Origin of the sequence: Aeromonas sp. RU39B (assembly GCF_900156095.1) — a bacterium.
Classification (GTDB): Bacteria; Pseudomonadota; Gammaproteobacteria; order Enterobacterales; family Aeromonadaceae; genus Aeromonas.
In genome coordinates this window covers 10966-24748 of record NZ_FTMJ01000008.1, presented here as the reverse complement: position 1 = coordinate 24748, position 13783 = coordinate 10966, and the positions used below count along the sequence as shown (strand labels likewise).

At 49.9% G+C, this 13783-nt stretch carries 11 protein-coding genes and 2 tRNA genes; 7 read left to right on the top strand and 6 right to left on the bottom strand.

Translation table 11 applies throughout. From position 1 onward, the window contains the following. Position 1 precedes the first annotated feature (1 nt). On the top strand, positions 2-3025 hold the full coding sequence (locus tag BW958_RS11955) for a DEAD/DEAH box helicase family protein (protein WP_076575976.1): 3024 nt from the start codon (positions 2-4) through the stop codon (positions 3023-3025). Between the two features lie 67 nt (positions 3026-3092). Here the strand turns inward: BW958_RS11955 and BW958_RS11950 are convergent, their stop codons facing one another. Beyond that, entirely contained in the window at positions 3093-3503 is a 411-nt protein-coding gene (locus tag BW958_RS11950; RefSeq protein ID WP_256701997.1) for a hypothetical protein, read from the bottom strand. Positions 3504-3874: 371 nt separating this feature from the next. On the opposite strand from BW958_RS11950, the gene BW958_RS11945 reads away from it, so the two are divergent. From BW958_RS11945 to BW958_RS11935, 3 genes are read left to right on the top strand one after another with little or no spacing between them, the layout of a single operon-like run. Then, positions 3875-4165 (top strand): nucleotidyltransferase family protein, encoded by a 291-nt coding sequence (locus tag BW958_RS11945; protein WP_076575975.1) that lies wholly within the window; start codon positions 3875-3877, stop codon positions 4163-4165. After that, on the top strand, positions 4162-4536 hold the full coding sequence (locus BW958_RS11940; protein WP_076575974.1) for a HepT-like ribonuclease domain-containing protein: 375 nt from the start codon (positions 4162-4164) through the stop codon (positions 4534-4536). The genes BW958_RS11945 and BW958_RS11940 overlap by 4 nt, the downstream gene beginning before the upstream one ends. Further along, on the top strand, positions 4530-5087 hold the full coding sequence (locus BW958_RS11935) for a recombinase family protein (RefSeq protein ID WP_076575973.1): 558 nt from the start codon (positions 4530-4532) through the stop codon (positions 5085-5087). The genes BW958_RS11940 and BW958_RS11935 overlap by 7 nt, the downstream gene beginning before the upstream one ends. Before the next feature lie 564 nt (positions 5088-5651). On the opposite strand, the gene BW958_RS11930 is transcribed toward BW958_RS11935, so the two are convergent. The 5 genes from BW958_RS11930 to BW958_RS11910 all read right to left on the bottom strand — a co-directional run bounded on the left by BW958_RS11930 (position 5652) and on the right by BW958_RS11910 (position 8266). Beyond that, positions 5652-7385, bottom strand: a complete 1734-nt coding sequence (locus BW958_RS11930) for an SWIM zinc finger family protein (protein WP_076575972.1) — start codon at positions 7383-7385, stop codon at positions 5652-5654. Between the two features lie 67 nt (positions 7386-7452). Beyond that, positions 7453-7656, bottom strand: a complete 204-nt coding sequence (locus tag BW958_RS11925) for a hypothetical protein (RefSeq protein ID WP_076575971.1) — start codon at positions 7654-7656, stop codon at positions 7453-7455. Next, a complete protein-coding gene (locus BW958_RS11920; RefSeq protein ID WP_076575970.1) occupies positions 7649-7969 on the bottom strand; it encodes a hypothetical protein in 321 nt (106 codons plus the stop codon). The genes BW958_RS11925 and BW958_RS11920 overlap by 8 nt, the downstream gene beginning before the upstream one ends. Positions 7970-8065: 96 nt before the next feature. Further along, positions 8066-8149: transfer RNA gene (locus tag BW958_RS11915), tRNA-Leu, on the bottom strand. Between the two features lie 41 nt (positions 8150-8190). Beyond that, positions 8191-8266 (bottom strand) — tRNA-His (locus tag BW958_RS11910). 457 nt (positions 8267-8723) lie between these two features. Between BW958_RS11910 and BW958_RS11905 the strand changes: the two genes are divergently transcribed. Genes BW958_RS11905 through gmtX form a run of 3 tightly spaced genes read left to right on the top strand, consistent with a single transcriptional unit; the run spans position 8724 to position 13761 of the window. Next, the gene (locus BW958_RS11905) at positions 8724-10121 is read left to right on the top strand and encodes a tyrosine-type recombinase/integrase (protein WP_179078851.1); all 1398 of its coding nucleotides are present in this window, start codon (positions 8724-8726) and stop codon (positions 10119-10121) included. Beyond that, the gene (locus tag BW958_RS11900; protein WP_076575969.1) at positions 10118-13090 is read left to right on the top strand and encodes a VPA1269 family protein; all 2973 of its coding nucleotides are present in this window, start codon (positions 10118-10120) and stop codon (positions 13088-13090) included. Before BW958_RS11905 ends, BW958_RS11900 begins: the two co-directional genes overlap by 4 nt. Continuing rightward, positions 13087-13761 carry a gamma-mobile-trio protein GmtX gene (gmtX, locus tag BW958_RS11895; protein ID WP_076575968.1) on the top strand — a complete coding sequence of 225 codons (675 nt, stop codon included), beginning with the start codon at positions 13087-13089 and terminating at the stop codon, positions 13759-13761. Before BW958_RS11900 ends, gmtX begins: the two co-directional genes overlap by 4 nt. Positions 13762-13783: the final 22 nt, after the last annotated feature.

Here is a 13783-nt window from a genome sequence, read left to right as displayed (position 1 = left end):
CGTGGCAGGATTGCATCTGGTTGGTGGGGGCCACGCCAACGACACCCGGTTCCACTTTACAGACCCCCTGTTAGATCACCTGCTGCAAGCTATCGACCAGTGCGGTGCCGGCAGTCGCATTGATTTGTGCGTGTCGTTTATCCGCCAGAGCGGGCTTATGCTGCTTCGCGATGCGCTGCACCTTGCAGTCGAACGCGGCGCCTATCTGCAGGTGATTACCTCGGATTATCTGGATGTTACCGAGCCCGTGGCCCTGCGCGAGTTGCTCAAATTTGATCCGGCACGCAGCAACATGCTGATCTACCAAAGTCAGGGCAATCGAGGTTTCCATCTCAAGTCTTATCTATTTATCAACCACAAGGCAGACGCGCCGCTGCAAGGTCGGGCGTTTGTCGGCTCCAGCAATGTCTCCAAAGCGGCATTGTGCGAGTCGCTGGAGTGGAACTGGTCACTGACTGTCGATGCAAACAGTTCGGCTGATTGTCGGGCCAGTCTGGAACAACTGAGCGCACAGGTGGCACTCCTGGCGCAAGATCCACGCGTGGTCCCACTGACTCACAACTGGATCGACGCTTATCTGGTCCGTTACCGCACCAGCCCTTTGCAAGCCTTACGCGCAATCACCGGTGACCAGCAATCGGATGCCGAACAACTGCGCGAAACACCCATTCCGCATTCGGTACAACAAGAAGCCCTTGAGGCACTGCAAGCCGCCCGCGATCAGGGTTACAAGCGCGGCGTCGTCGTCATGGCGACCGGCCTTGGCAAGACCTGGCTTTCTGCCTTTGACGTGCGCCACATGCAGGCGGCTCGCTTATTGTTCGTCGCTCACCGCGAGGAGATCCTCCATCAGGCGCGCGCCACCTTCGAGCAGATGGCGCCGAATGCACAAACCGCTATTTATCTGGGGCAGCAGCAAGATGAGGCTGACTGGCTGTTTGCCTCGATTCAGACCATTGGCAAAGCCAATCATCTGCTGCGCTTTGCGCCCGACCACTTTGATTACATCGTAGTGGACGAGTTTCACCATGCAGCAGCCCCCTCTTATCGCCGGCTGCTCGATCACTTCCAGCCACGGTTTCTGCTCGGTCTGACCGCCACCCCGAACCGTACCGACCGAACCGACATTCTGGCGCTGTGTGACGGCAATCTGGTGTTTGAGCGCGGGCTGGCCGATGCCATTGAGCAGCGCATGCTGGTGCCGTTGACCTATCACGGCATTCTGGATGACACGGTGGACTACGCGGCCCTGCCATGGCGCAACGGTAAATTTGACCCCACAGCACTGGAAAATGCCTTTGCCACACGCAAGCGTGCCGACCACGCGCTGAAACAGTGGCAGCAACTGCGCCAGCACTGCACCTTGGCGTTCTGTATCTCGACCCATCATGCCGAGTTTATGGCCGCCTATTTCCGTGATGCCTGCATTCGCGCTGCGGCAGTATATGCGGGGTCGGCCACAGATCGTCAGGTCGCGCTCAATGAACTGGCCGCCGGTAAACTGGAGATCATTTTCTCGGTCGATCTGTTTAACGAAGGCACCGATTTGCCGATCATCGACACCGTGCTGATGCTACGCCCCACAGAATCGCGCATCGTATTTTTGCAGCAACTGGGCCGTGGTCTGCGCCTGCATCCGGGCAAGCAGCAACTGGTGGTGATCGATCTGGTTGGTAATCACAAAGCCTGTCTGTTCAAGCCGGCACTACTGCAAGAACAACTGACTCGCAGCCAAGACAGAACAAACGGTCACCGAGGCCCCCCCGTACTGGTCGAAGGGTGCCATATCAATATCGACCCGCGCTTGCTCCCTATATTGGAGCAAATCCGCCAGCCAAAACGACCGGCATTGGTGGATATCTATCGATCGTTGAAAGACGGGCAGCCGTTTCGTCCCACCGCACTGCAGGTGTGGGAAGAGGCACAAAAAAACGGACATGTTTTTGATAGCAAACCCTATGGCGGCTGGTTCAAGATGCTGGCCGGCGAAGGTGATCTGGAAGAGGTGCAACAAGCCACGCTCAACCGGCATGTCGACTTCCTGCTAAAAGGGGTCGAAACCACCAGTTTGGTTAAAAGCTTCAAGCTGATCCTGCTGCAGGCCCTGCTGGAGATCGATGGCCTGCGCCGACCTCCCACACTGGCAGCCCTCGCCAGCCACTCGCGCTATCTGTTTGACCGCCATCCAGCGCTTATCAACATCGACCTGCCTGCACAGCAACGCCTGCTGGCTGCGGACAGTGCGGCATGGTTGTCCTACTGGAAGAGCAATCCGATCAAGCACAGCAGCAGTGGCAGTGCCGGTAGCAAGGTCGATTACTGGTTTGAAGTGAGGGATGATCGTTTTTACCCTCGTTTTACTGTGCAAGACACCGAGGTGGAGACCCTGCATCAGATGGTGCAAGAGTTGCTGGACTTGCGTCTGGCACAGTACCAACACCGTAAGCTGCAAGCTGGAACATCGCCGCAAACCGCTGCGCCAGCAGAGGTGGTATCGCTCGATCAAAAACGCTCGCTTAAGCAAACCACACGCCCGTATAGCGAGAAATCCGTCACAACCGCAATCAATCCACCTGACGATGGCGACGCATCGGCCACGACCACTTTGCCCTATTTTCCTAATCTCAGGATTGCCTGTGGGCACTTCAAGGATGGCGATGGCAGTGATGCTGAAATGGTCGCCGTGAGTGAGCAGTGGTCGGGGCTCGATCCCGCTCGCCATTTTTTTGCTCGTGCCAGTGGCAACTCGATGAATGGTGGCAAGCATCCAATTCAAAACGGCGATCTGCTCTTGCTGGAACTTGTCACGGCCACCAGCGCCGGCTCCATCACTGGCAATGTCATGGCTATCGAACAGGAAGACGAGACCGGCCAGCCGCAATATCTGCTGCGGGTAGTCCACAAAAATAGCCAGGGCGGTTATCTGTTGCATGCCTACAACCCGCAGTACCCGGATATGCCGGCCAACGAGCAGATGAGAACCTTCGCCAGACTCAAGGCTATTGTCGAGAGCCAAGGCGAGTAGTGAAAGCGCCCTGACCACAGCTACTGCGGTCAGGGCGCTGATGAATGGAAAGAGAAGAGATCGTTAGTTACTCCTTACCGCCCTCAAACACCACCGGCGGCGCTTCGTCGCCATCGCATCGAAGCGTGCCCAACGCATCTTTGCGGCAAACCGTGCCCTCGGAGGAGCGCAGGTTACCGAGGCTGTCGGTGCGCCAAGTGGTGCCGTCACTGCCACGCAGATTACCGAGTGCATCCTTGCGATAAACGTCCCCTTCACTGCTGCGAAGATGGCCAAGAGCATCTTTGCGCCACGTAGTGTCAGTGCCGCTATCACGCACATTACCCAGGGCGTCTTGATGCAGGGTGCCGCTTTGTCCGTTGTCACACTGATAGCGGGTATTGCCCAGACTATCCGGCCGATAAGTGCAGTCAGCCATGCCGGCCAGTGGCCAGAGCAGCAGTGCGGTTAACATAAGCAGGGATGGGGTGCGAGTCATAACGCGCTCCGTAAAACGCAATCGATGGCGCCAGCATATCCATCATTGAGCAATCGCTCGATACTGGTCATCTGCACATGTCGCGTTTTAACGCATATATCCCAAGCGCCGCTGCGCCGGGGAACAACGCAGTGCGAAACCATCGCGGTCATGCCCAGAGCATGGAGGTATCAATGCCACATCAGTGCCTATGGCTGAGAAGAGTTCGTGGGCGGGAGCAACTGTCCCCAAAATTGACTGATGTAAGAGCAACGCCAAGAGGTCTCGGGTACAACAGCAGATCAAGGGGTTATGATTCTCGAAAATCATTCTTGAAACATTATTCTCAGTTTCCTATCATTTCAACGAGTTTTGATAAGGCGATACCCATTATGAGGCCATCCGTTGCGCTCGATCTCAAACGAAACATTATTCGTGAGACGGCAAGCCGTTTCCGTGTTGCCAATCCGCGAGTCTTTGGTTCAGTGCTGTATGGCACCGACCTAGATGGTAGTGACCTCGACCTGCTGGTCGATGCGCTACCTGGTGCAACGCTGTTAGATTTGGGGGATTTGGAGGACGAACTGAAATCACTGCTCGGTGTTGACGTTGATTTGCTGACCCCTGACGATCTTCCACTGAAGTTCCGAGCCAAAGTGCTTGCGGAGGCCAAGCCGGTATGAACGAGAACCGACTGCCCGATTATCTCGATCACATACAACAGGCTGCAATCGATGCGCGCAGTTTCGTGGAGGGGTTGGCCAAAGAAGACTTCTTAGCTGACAAGCGGACTCAGCAAGCTGTCATCATGAGCCTTATCATCATCGGTGAGGCTGCCACAAAGATAATGGATGGCTATACCGCGTTTACCCAAGCGCACAACGAGGTGCCGTGGCGCAGCATGCGGAATATGCGGAACCGAATGGCTCATGGCTATTTTGACATTAACCTCGATATTGTCTGGAACACAATTCAGGAATGGCTGCCAGAACTGCTCAAACAGTTGTCCGACGTGCTCCAAAATGCAGATCAAGCGAGAGATGAATCATGTTGATCGGCTATGCGCGCGTCTCGACACAAGTTCAGAACCTGGAGCTTCAGCTAGACGCGTTGACAAAAGCGGGATGCCAAAAGGTTTTCGAAGACACTATCAGTGGTAGTCGTGCTGATCGGCCCGGTTTGGGCAAGGCACTCGACATGCTGCGTGAGGGTGACACATTGGTTGTTTGGAAGCTGGATAGATTGGGCCGGTCAGTCAAACAACTGGTAGAGCTGGTCAGCGCTCTGCACAAACAAAACGTCCAGTTCAAGAGCCTCACCGATTCTATCGATACCGGCACGCCGTCGGGCCGATTCTTTTTTCATGTCATGGCAAGCCTCGCGGAGATGGAACGAGACTTGATCGTCGAACGAACCCGGGCAGGGCTAGACGTTGCCAAGCAACTCGGTCGTAAAGGTGGTCGCAAGCCGAAAATGACCGACAGCAAGATCGAGTCAGCCAAGAAGCTACTGGCCAGCGGAGTGCCCCCCAAGGATGTGGCCAAGAATCTCGGCGTGTCCGTTCCTACGCTATACCGTTGGATTCCTGCCTCTGCGCACGCGTAGCATGCTTTATTTTCCGTTTTCTGTGGCGACCCCTTGTTATGGCAATTCTGACCTGCAAACCCCGCATTGAAATGAAAAGCATATTTCTCTGGTGAAACTCAACATACTCGCTTGAAGGGCCCAATCCTGTGTTTGAACATGAATCGGCACAGAGAAATCCTCTGATTTATCTACCAGAAATAACTCGAATATGTGTCTGTTCAACAAGGCCCCCACAAAAGGGAGTGGTCATACTAGCTGGCGGAAGACGAAGTTCCCGTTATCAGACAGCTTGGGAGACGACAGATCTGTCTGCTAACAAGTGACATCTTTGCCGCCCAAAATGAAGGCGCTTCTCGTAAATTCAGTGGATCGCAGCAGTCGCGCAATGACATTCACGTCAGTAGCAGATAGCAGCATCTGTAGATGGGTCAATCCGATCAGACTCCAGTGTTTGACGTTGTGCGGTTTAAATTGCGACAAGTTAGGCAGACATGCCAGCCTCTTCGTGGCCGCCGTGCTGACTCGTTCGCTTGCGAACCAGCAGACAGAAGGCGGCCAGAAAAGCAGTCCAAGCGCCGAGACTCAGAAGCGGGAGGAAAAATGCTGATTCACCAGCTTCATAAAGTTGCGCTTGCGTTTATGTTCGGTGGCCAAGACACCAAGCTGCAGGTTAAAGTTTTCCTGTAGCGCCTTGTCATCCCCCAGTGACAACGCTCGCTTTCGCAGCGCTGCCAGCGCTTGCTCATAGCCATAGTTCTGACCGGTTTCCACGTAGCTGACGGCGACCCGGAAGGTATAACTGATGGCCAGCAACGGGTTGTCCGAAACAATCTTGTCAGCCAAGGTGAGCAATAACTCCGGACTTATCTTGTGCGTAGCTACCCAGTCGCAGGCATCCTGCACCCGATCCTGATCGAGATAAAAGCGCACCAGCGAATCCTGAGACGTGACTAAATTGAACGGTTGCCTGATCGCAGCCTGCTCCTTGAAGCACTGCTCGACCCAAGGCAACAAAGTCTCGTCCTGCCAAGCCAATTGCTGTTGCAACTGCCGCAGACGCTGGAATCCGTCAAAAAAGGGGGATTGCTCAAACCGTGTGCGAGCGATACGCCATGCCCGTCCCTTCTCACCAAGAGCGATCGCGAGTGCAATTTCGGCCTCATCACAGGCATTTTTCTCGTAGGAGGAGTCTGCCTGCTTGCGTGCCTTGGTGAACCAAAACTCCCCCTCCAGCGGCTCATCATGCTCGCAGCACAATGTGCAGAGATCGAGCCAATCTCGACTGGTGCTGGCAATACTGGCCAGCAATGTCAGCTCGTGCCGCCAGTCGCCTATGGCCCTGGCCGCATCCAGCAAGGGACGGGCATAACGTCGCAGCGCCCAGTTATACTCATGGTCCGGCTCTCGCACCGCCTGTAAGCTGGCGAGCTTTTGCTCGCAGCGAGCCAGAAAGGCCGGGCTTTGGACAAGATCGCCGAATGCTTCCTCTTCGGGGAAGATATCCAGCGGCTGCTCTAGCAGATGTGTAAAGAGCCAATCGACCTTGTCACTCTCTGGCCAGGGCAAACGGATAAAGAGCGGGGGGAGACGCTCGCAAAGTGTCGCCTCCAGCTCGAAGCGCTCGCCATCGGAGTCATCGATATGTAGCAGAACCGCATTAAGGCGCTCGAGAACGTAATAGGTCAGCTGCCATTGGGGCTCGAGGGGCAGGGTATCGACCCCCTCCCAGATATCCTCAAACAGCTCGGTGGCGTCACTAAAGTAGTCGCGCACCGCCTGCCTCTCCCACACATCCCGCTTGGGCAGCGCTTTGTTGATAAGACTCTTCAGTTTGGCAGGAGAGATATCCTGTCCACTCAGGTCCACTTTCCTCAACCAGAAGCTCCAGCGCTTGTGATCATGCCTTAGTTCATCGAGCAGCACCTCGATCAACGCCGGTTTTTCTTGTCGCTCGAAGTAATCGCGCAGCCTTGCCCGCTCATCGGGCACCTTCGCCAACGTCCCCTTTTCCTCCCGCACACCGCTCAGTTGCATATTGAAGGCCAGCGCGGTGGCGACCCCGTGTTTGCACAGCGTCTGATAGTCAGCCGCGGGACAGTTGCAGTGGCTCACGAGCGACCGTCCCAAATCCAGCCTGACCTGATAGAGATGGCCGCCTTGCACGTTGGCTGTGATGCTATCGCCATCCTGGCCAAGCAGCTGCACCGCGCCCTGAATGGCCAGCTTCATCCCCTTGGCAAAGCTGGCCTCACCGCTTTGTACTTTAATTTCGGCAATATCAATCAGTTCAGAAGAATGGGGGGCTTGATTGGCCAAGGCGTTCTCCTTCTCAGGTGTAGTTAGAGTCTGTGATGCGATAGGCACCATACAGGAGTGACCGTACTTATCGAAAGAAGATCTCATCAAAGCTTGGTGCACAGTCCCAGATAGCCTGCTGGCGCTCGGCCAGATAAGGCTTGAGAGTCTGCAGGGTTGTAATGGTGGCAAGCTGTGCATGCAGCTGCTTGATATCGCGCTTTAAATACCGCTGGTGCTCCTCGAACGCAAGCTCAGTCTTCTTTTTCGAGCCCTGTTTGAACTTACGCAAGACAGCCCCCCATGACGCCCTCATGGCCACGGTAGAGGCAGATTTCGAGATCACGTTTCTTCTGCCAGAGTGCTGGGTTGATGGCAGCCAGATTTTCTTCACTGAGCAGGTTGTCGGCCTCGGGCAAATAGCTGTGGGCCAGCTGCAACAGAGTAAAAAGATCCCGATTTTCCCAGGCAAGGCTGAGCTCACCCATGATCCAGGTCTTCTCTTCCCGCCGAGCCAGAACCTGCTCCCAGTCGGGATGCAGCGCCATCGCCAACTTGCGATAGAGCACCTTAAGATTCGAGTTGTCTAGCAGCGACTCAGCCATGGTGACCTTGAGTGCCTCGGTGCCAAGGCATCTGAATATGCGGGGACTAAAACAAAAAACCCGGTGCCACTTGCGTGGTACCGGGTTTGTTTTTCATGGTGCGGAAGGTGGGACTTGAACCCACACGCCTAGGGCGCCAGAACCTAAATCTGGTGCGTCTACCAATTTCGCCACTTCCGCCAAGAAGTGATGCCGCACGCGACGACGCGCGGCAGAGATAATGGGGTGGCTAATGGGACTCGAACCCACGACAACCGGAATCACAATCCGGGACTCTACCAACTGAGCTATAGCCACCATTGCACTCTTTTGAATCTCAATTCTCGCCATTTTGGTTGGCCAAACGTGGCCAACTTTGACGATTCCCTTGGGCTTCACCCGTTTTTCACAGGCCAGAATACATCACCCAAGGCATTGAGTTTACAGCAGATTGTAATGGCACGCCCTACAGGATTCGAACCTGTGACCCACGGCTTAGAAGGCCGTTGCTCTTCTAACCCCTTTACTTAGGTTACCACAGGTTACTACTAAGCGCTTTATGGTGCGGATGATAGGCTGATAAATCTCGTAAATCAACAAAATTTTATAGATTATTGATTTGACCAACCCCCTAACAGATCTTACCATCAAGTTAACACATGGAATGTCATGTTAAATGGTGGTTGCTTTGAGGTTGAAAGAGAATTCTCCTATAGGTAGGTCTCATGTTGTGGTCATCCAGAAGTTGGCTGATGTCTCAACCATGAAGCTACCAATGTTATACTTGATTACTCCAAACGGGCTTTCTGTTTTCTGGCCTCTCGTTGAGTACCTCAAAGCTCGACCGAATACTAGCTTGTCGTGGGCCAGACAAACATCTAGAGCGCTGGGCCTGCTATATGATTTCTCCGTTGCTGTTGCCAGTTTAGGTTTATCAAGACAAGAGCTTTTCCGTCGATTCTCGCTATCTCTTCTTAACGGCACAATTGATAGAGAGACCTTTCAAGACAAGACTGGTCTTTATTGGGCCCCTAGTTCGCTTTCTGTGCAAAAAAAGATGTGCTCTAGCATAACTAGGTTTATCGCTTGGAAAGATGAAACCAGCAGGAAAGAGGATCCGGTTTTCCTTCGATATTTAGAAGAAGTCCCACCTAGCCTAAGAAGGCTGCTGACAGCTAGCAAAATAGCCAGTAAATCCATGCTATATCACACCAAGGACGTCAAAATGCTGGCGGAAGGGTTGGATAAAGCGAGACATTTTTTTGGTATGGAATTGGGTAATGATCCCCGAGAATCGATAGGTAACATTCGAACTGTCAACGACTTCCCTTCAGAGCTAATTCCTCAGCTAATAACACACGGCTTCATTCGTGATCCTCATGCAACTGATCCATTTGAACGAGAGGACATGACGGCCAAAATGATCACTATATTGCTTGCGGGCGGTGGGCTTCGAAAAGGGGAGCCATTTCATCTCTGGTTTAATGATGTCATGCCTGAACCAGCGAAAGGATGCACAGTTACCTTATTTCATCCATCAGGCGCACAAACAGGCTTTAGAAGCAACAAACAAACCAGAGAACAGTACTTGGCACAGAGGACAATGTTACCTAGAAATCGGAGTAGTGCTAGCAAAAGTCACCATGCTACCTGGAAATCTCTGGCCGTAGATAAAAAAACGCTGTCAGCGCCTGTTTATTTCATACATGAGTCGTACTCGTTCTTGTTTTGGGAAATGTATTTGCTCTACATGAACCGTTATCGTCCATTACTAATGGAGAGCTACAAGGCTAATCACGGAACCGAACATCCATTTTTATTTGTATCTAATGGTGAAGATCGTGGGGCAAGCATCAGCTATCGAGGTGCTCCTTACTCAATGGCTGCATTCGATAAATCTTTTGAGAGGGCTCTAGGGCGGTTGGAGAAAAAACTTGGGCGTAAGTTGCCGCGTGGTCGAGATTATGGACTCAATCCGCATGCGTTACGGCACCACGTTGGACATGTAATGGCCGAAGCTGGAGTTGAGCCCAAGATAATTCAGAATGTAATGCACCATCGAACCATTGATGCCCAAGAAGTATACAAAAAACTACCGCCAGATAAGGTTCAGAAGATCTTGGCCAGTTACACACTTAGCTCACAACTAAACAATATAGGAATGGTCAAATGAAATTGCGCGGTATCAGTGTAAGAAATGGCAACGCAATTGAACAAAATGATGAAATAACCCTATCTGATATGATCATTTCTCCTTTTGCTGCATCCAAGGTTTCAAGAGAGGCTGAAAATGCTTTTGAGCGTTTGATAAAAAACTACAAAACGTGTAAATGGATGGTAACGTCTGAATTTTTTTACGCTAGATATGGGCAGTCGTACATGCCCAAAAATTTAAGAAGGCTACTTGTCCCAAAGTCAATAGTAGATAGGCTTGAAAAGGATATAGCCTCTCATGGGGTTGCTAATAGCCCAAAAAGCGAGCGAGCAAGAGCCACTCTCGTCAATAATATTATCACTGCTGCGAGTGAACTTCTTTTTCTGATGGAAAGGGAATACCTTAATGACGTCACTATGGAGGACTGGGAGGAGTTTTTAGCTCCTATAAGAACCGCCGACGGTGACCGGTATATTAATGATCTAAGCATTCATGATAAAGCAGGTTTAAAGGGGGTAGCTCAACTACTAACTTTAATGGTAGAAGGGTATAACTTCTCTAAGGCGATTCACGTAAAACGCTCAGATAAAGTCAACAAAGGCGAGGATCTTCTGGCTAAGCCGCCTGAGCATCTTGTTTCATGGGTTGAGCGTTGGAACCACTATATTGAATCAACTCGTAACTATACGCTAAAAACTTATCATACTGCATTTCATCGATTTCGTATCTTCTTGGAAGATGTCTATTTTGGCACCCAAATACCATCGCCAGAAGAGTTCTTTAGCTCACAACCACCAGTAGATTTCATAGCATGGTCGGAAGCAAAGTTTCATGAAAAATTATTTTCCAGTGAGGCTGCTCTCTGCGATTTTGTAAGATACAACACGAATTTTTCCAACTGGTTTATCGAAACCTATTTATCTGACACCGAAGAAAATGGTGATAAATTTTCTGCCGCATACCCATTAGTTCGTCCGCAAGCACTTAAATCTTTTTTTAATTCGCATAAAAGTGATTTGGATGTGCCAGGATCTTCTACCAAGGAGGTTATGCCATTATGGCTTAGAATGAGGTTAAGGGATTTGCTCTCAGGAGAAGATTATGCATGGCCAAAAACATTAAGTAGTGAATATAGTGACCATTTAACAAACGAACTAGGTGAGCCTCTCTGGTTGCCTTCAGTTACATATATCTACCTGATGATGTTAGAAATTCCAGTTCGGCGTATCCAGTTGCTACGGTGTGATTCTGGAGAGGGCGATACTAAGCAATTCTCACCAGAGTTAAATAAATGGATTGCAAATAAATCAAGTACCGCTAATTTTTGGAAAAATGATCCTAAAGCTAGAGTTTATGACCGTGGTTTACTGAGAGAATCTCGCTCATTTGAAGAGAGTGACCAGAATCTGGTTCTTTACATAAACTCCAATAAAACAGCAGACAAAGATGTGGGGTTTAGTGAATTTTCTGGTTATGAAATTCCTTGGAAGCATCCCGAAATAATCCGTCTGGCAACAGAGTTAAGAGCATGGCAGGAAAAGTATAATCCGTGTTACAATCCTGTCTCTGCCAGAGAAATTCCAGATTCTGTATTTCCTCAAACAGCCAATCAGGCTATCGCAGATAGTATTCCTGACCGTTTTTATCTTTTCCGTTCGGGCATAAACTCGAAACGAAGTGCTGCAACTAGCATGGTCCCTCCAACTGAGCGTTCTCTAGTTCAGTATTGGAATCTGGCAATGGCTGAACTGGAAAAACAGCTTAATGAAGAGGGACTGGATATCCAACTTGTTCTTAATTGGAATGAGGTTGGACAACCCCAATTAGTATTCTTTACACCTCATGGATTAAGGGTTGCGGGACTAACCTCACTGGCAGAACAAGGGGTTCCAATTGATGTGCTTAGTAAGCTTGTTGCTGGGCACAAAAGCTTGACCATGACCCTCTATTACATAAAACATTCGGTAGCTCACGTCACAGAAATACTGAATGAGGCCAGTCACAATATCCTGCTAAGGGAACAGGAGGACTTTGCTCGGTGGATTAAGAGTTCTTCGTGGGATGAGGTGAAAAAATATGCAGCATACAATAGTGAAGATGCTGCAATCGCATTAAGCAGAAATTGTACTGCCATTGTCGGTATTTGGAATGCAACCCATCTAGGAATTTGCCCATACGGTGGTACGAGGTGTTACGATGGTGGAGAAGTTATTCGTAAAAATGGGAAAACTAATACTTATGGAGCGGTTTCAGATAAAGACTGTATTAATTGCCGTCATTTCATCACCGGTTCTCCTTGGAAAATGGAGTTGATAGTACACGGAAACAAATTACTACTTGAGATAGAGAAAAAGATAAAGGCAACTCAAGATGCCACAGAAAATGTGAATAAACTTCAGGTTAATTTAAGAATCGCCGTGAAGGCTGGAGAAAAGCCTGATGCAAAATTGAGGACTGATATTAACAAATTACACTCAATAATTGAGCGCCTTAGTAATGAAACAGATACTCTGATCCGTTCGCTTCATGCGACTCATAATCTCATCAGTAAAATTCGTCAGATACCAGATGGAAGTCCTGAAGGGGGGATTGATCTTGTTGTGCACTCACAAAGCCACTTCGATATAGAATATGCTGAGTCACCTAGCAATTTCAAAACACTAGATCTCGTTGTTCAGGCAAGCAGAATTTATATCAATGACCGTGATGAAAACTATGAGCGAGAACGTGATGAGGTGATGAATATTATCCTTCTAAACAACGGATATAAGCCGCTCATGATGCTACCGCTGACAATAGATGAAAAACGGAGAGTTGCAGATAGCCTGGCAAAACTCCTTGTAACTAGAGCTACAGGAGATGAAATAGTAGCATTGCAATCAGGTAGTGTGACCCTAGAAGAGCTTGGCTTTACCCCTAGTATGCCGCGTGAAATGGCAAGACTACAGTTATCTAGTCAGATTCTGCACAAGGAAAATGATCAATGACACCCGTAACAATTAGCCAAGTAGAGGATTTGTATCAGGAATTATCAAAAAATAGAAAAGCAGACCAAAGGAAAATGCTTGCGAATATCCATGAGGTCTGTGCAAAGCTGGTAAAACAGGGTTCAACGCCTTCTGCCGCATCTGTAGTAAAAATATTAGGAACACAAGGGTATAAGATCTCGACTAGAACTATTTACAACAAACGTAATGGCCAAAATCCTTATCCCATTTTAATCGATGCTTGGATAGAGGTTCTGGCGGCGAAGAAGGTTAAGATTACTGAGACAATTGATAATGGAGTAATCCAAATTGATGAACAAGATCTAGCAAAAATTAGTGATCCAGTTCTTCAGCATAAAATGATGATATTCATTGGCCAAGTCCGTTCGCTAAAGGCTCAAAATGACGCATTGAGAAACATCGAGAAATTACCAGTTGTATCTATGGAGATAGGGACTACTAATTTGGTAGCAACAATATTGAGTGAGTTGAATCGGGAAGTTATCTCAAACCTGCTCAATCAATCTAACCCGAGTTTGTCTTTCAACAATGATGGGTGTCTGATAGCTAAGCGGCCGATTCCAGCAGGAACAGTACTTTCAGATCCAGGATTAGCAGAGGCGTTGGAAGCAATTCTGGACAGTCAAGATTTAGACTATAAGCAGAAATGACTTGTGAGGTTCTAATTATCAC

What these genes read in the sequence shown, in the direction of transcription:
- BW958_RS11950 (WP_256701997.1), bottom strand. Translation starts at nt 3,503, where the DNA reads ATGACTCGCACCCCATCCCTGCTTATGTTAACCGCACTGCTGCTCTGG.
- BW958_RS11945 (WP_076575975.1), top strand. Translation starts at nt 3,875, where the DNA reads ATGAGGCCATCCGTTGCGCTCGATCTCAAACGAAACATTATTCGTGAG.
- BW958_RS11940 (WP_076575974.1), top strand. Translation starts at nt 4,162, where the DNA reads ATGAACGAGAACCGACTGCCCGATTATCTCGATCACATACAACAGGCT.
- BW958_RS11935 (WP_076575973.1), top strand. Translation starts at nt 4,530, where the DNA reads ATGTTGATCGGCTATGCGCGCGTCTCGACACAAGTTCAGAACCTGGAG.
- BW958_RS11920 (WP_076575970.1), bottom strand. Translation starts at nt 7,969, where the DNA reads ATGGCTGAGTCGCTGCTAGACAACTCGAATCTTAAGGTGCTCTATCGC.
- BW958_RS11905 (WP_179078851.1), top strand. Translation starts at nt 8,724, where the DNA reads ATGTTATACTTGATTACTCCAAACGGGCTTTCTGTTTTCTGGCCTCTC.
- BW958_RS11900 (WP_076575969.1), top strand. Translation starts at nt 10,118, where the DNA reads ATGAAATTGCGCGGTATCAGTGTAAGAAATGGCAACGCAATTGAACAA.
- gmtX (WP_076575968.1), top strand. Translation starts at nt 13,087, where the DNA reads ATGACACCCGTAACAATTAGCCAAGTAGAGGATTTGTATCAGGAATTA.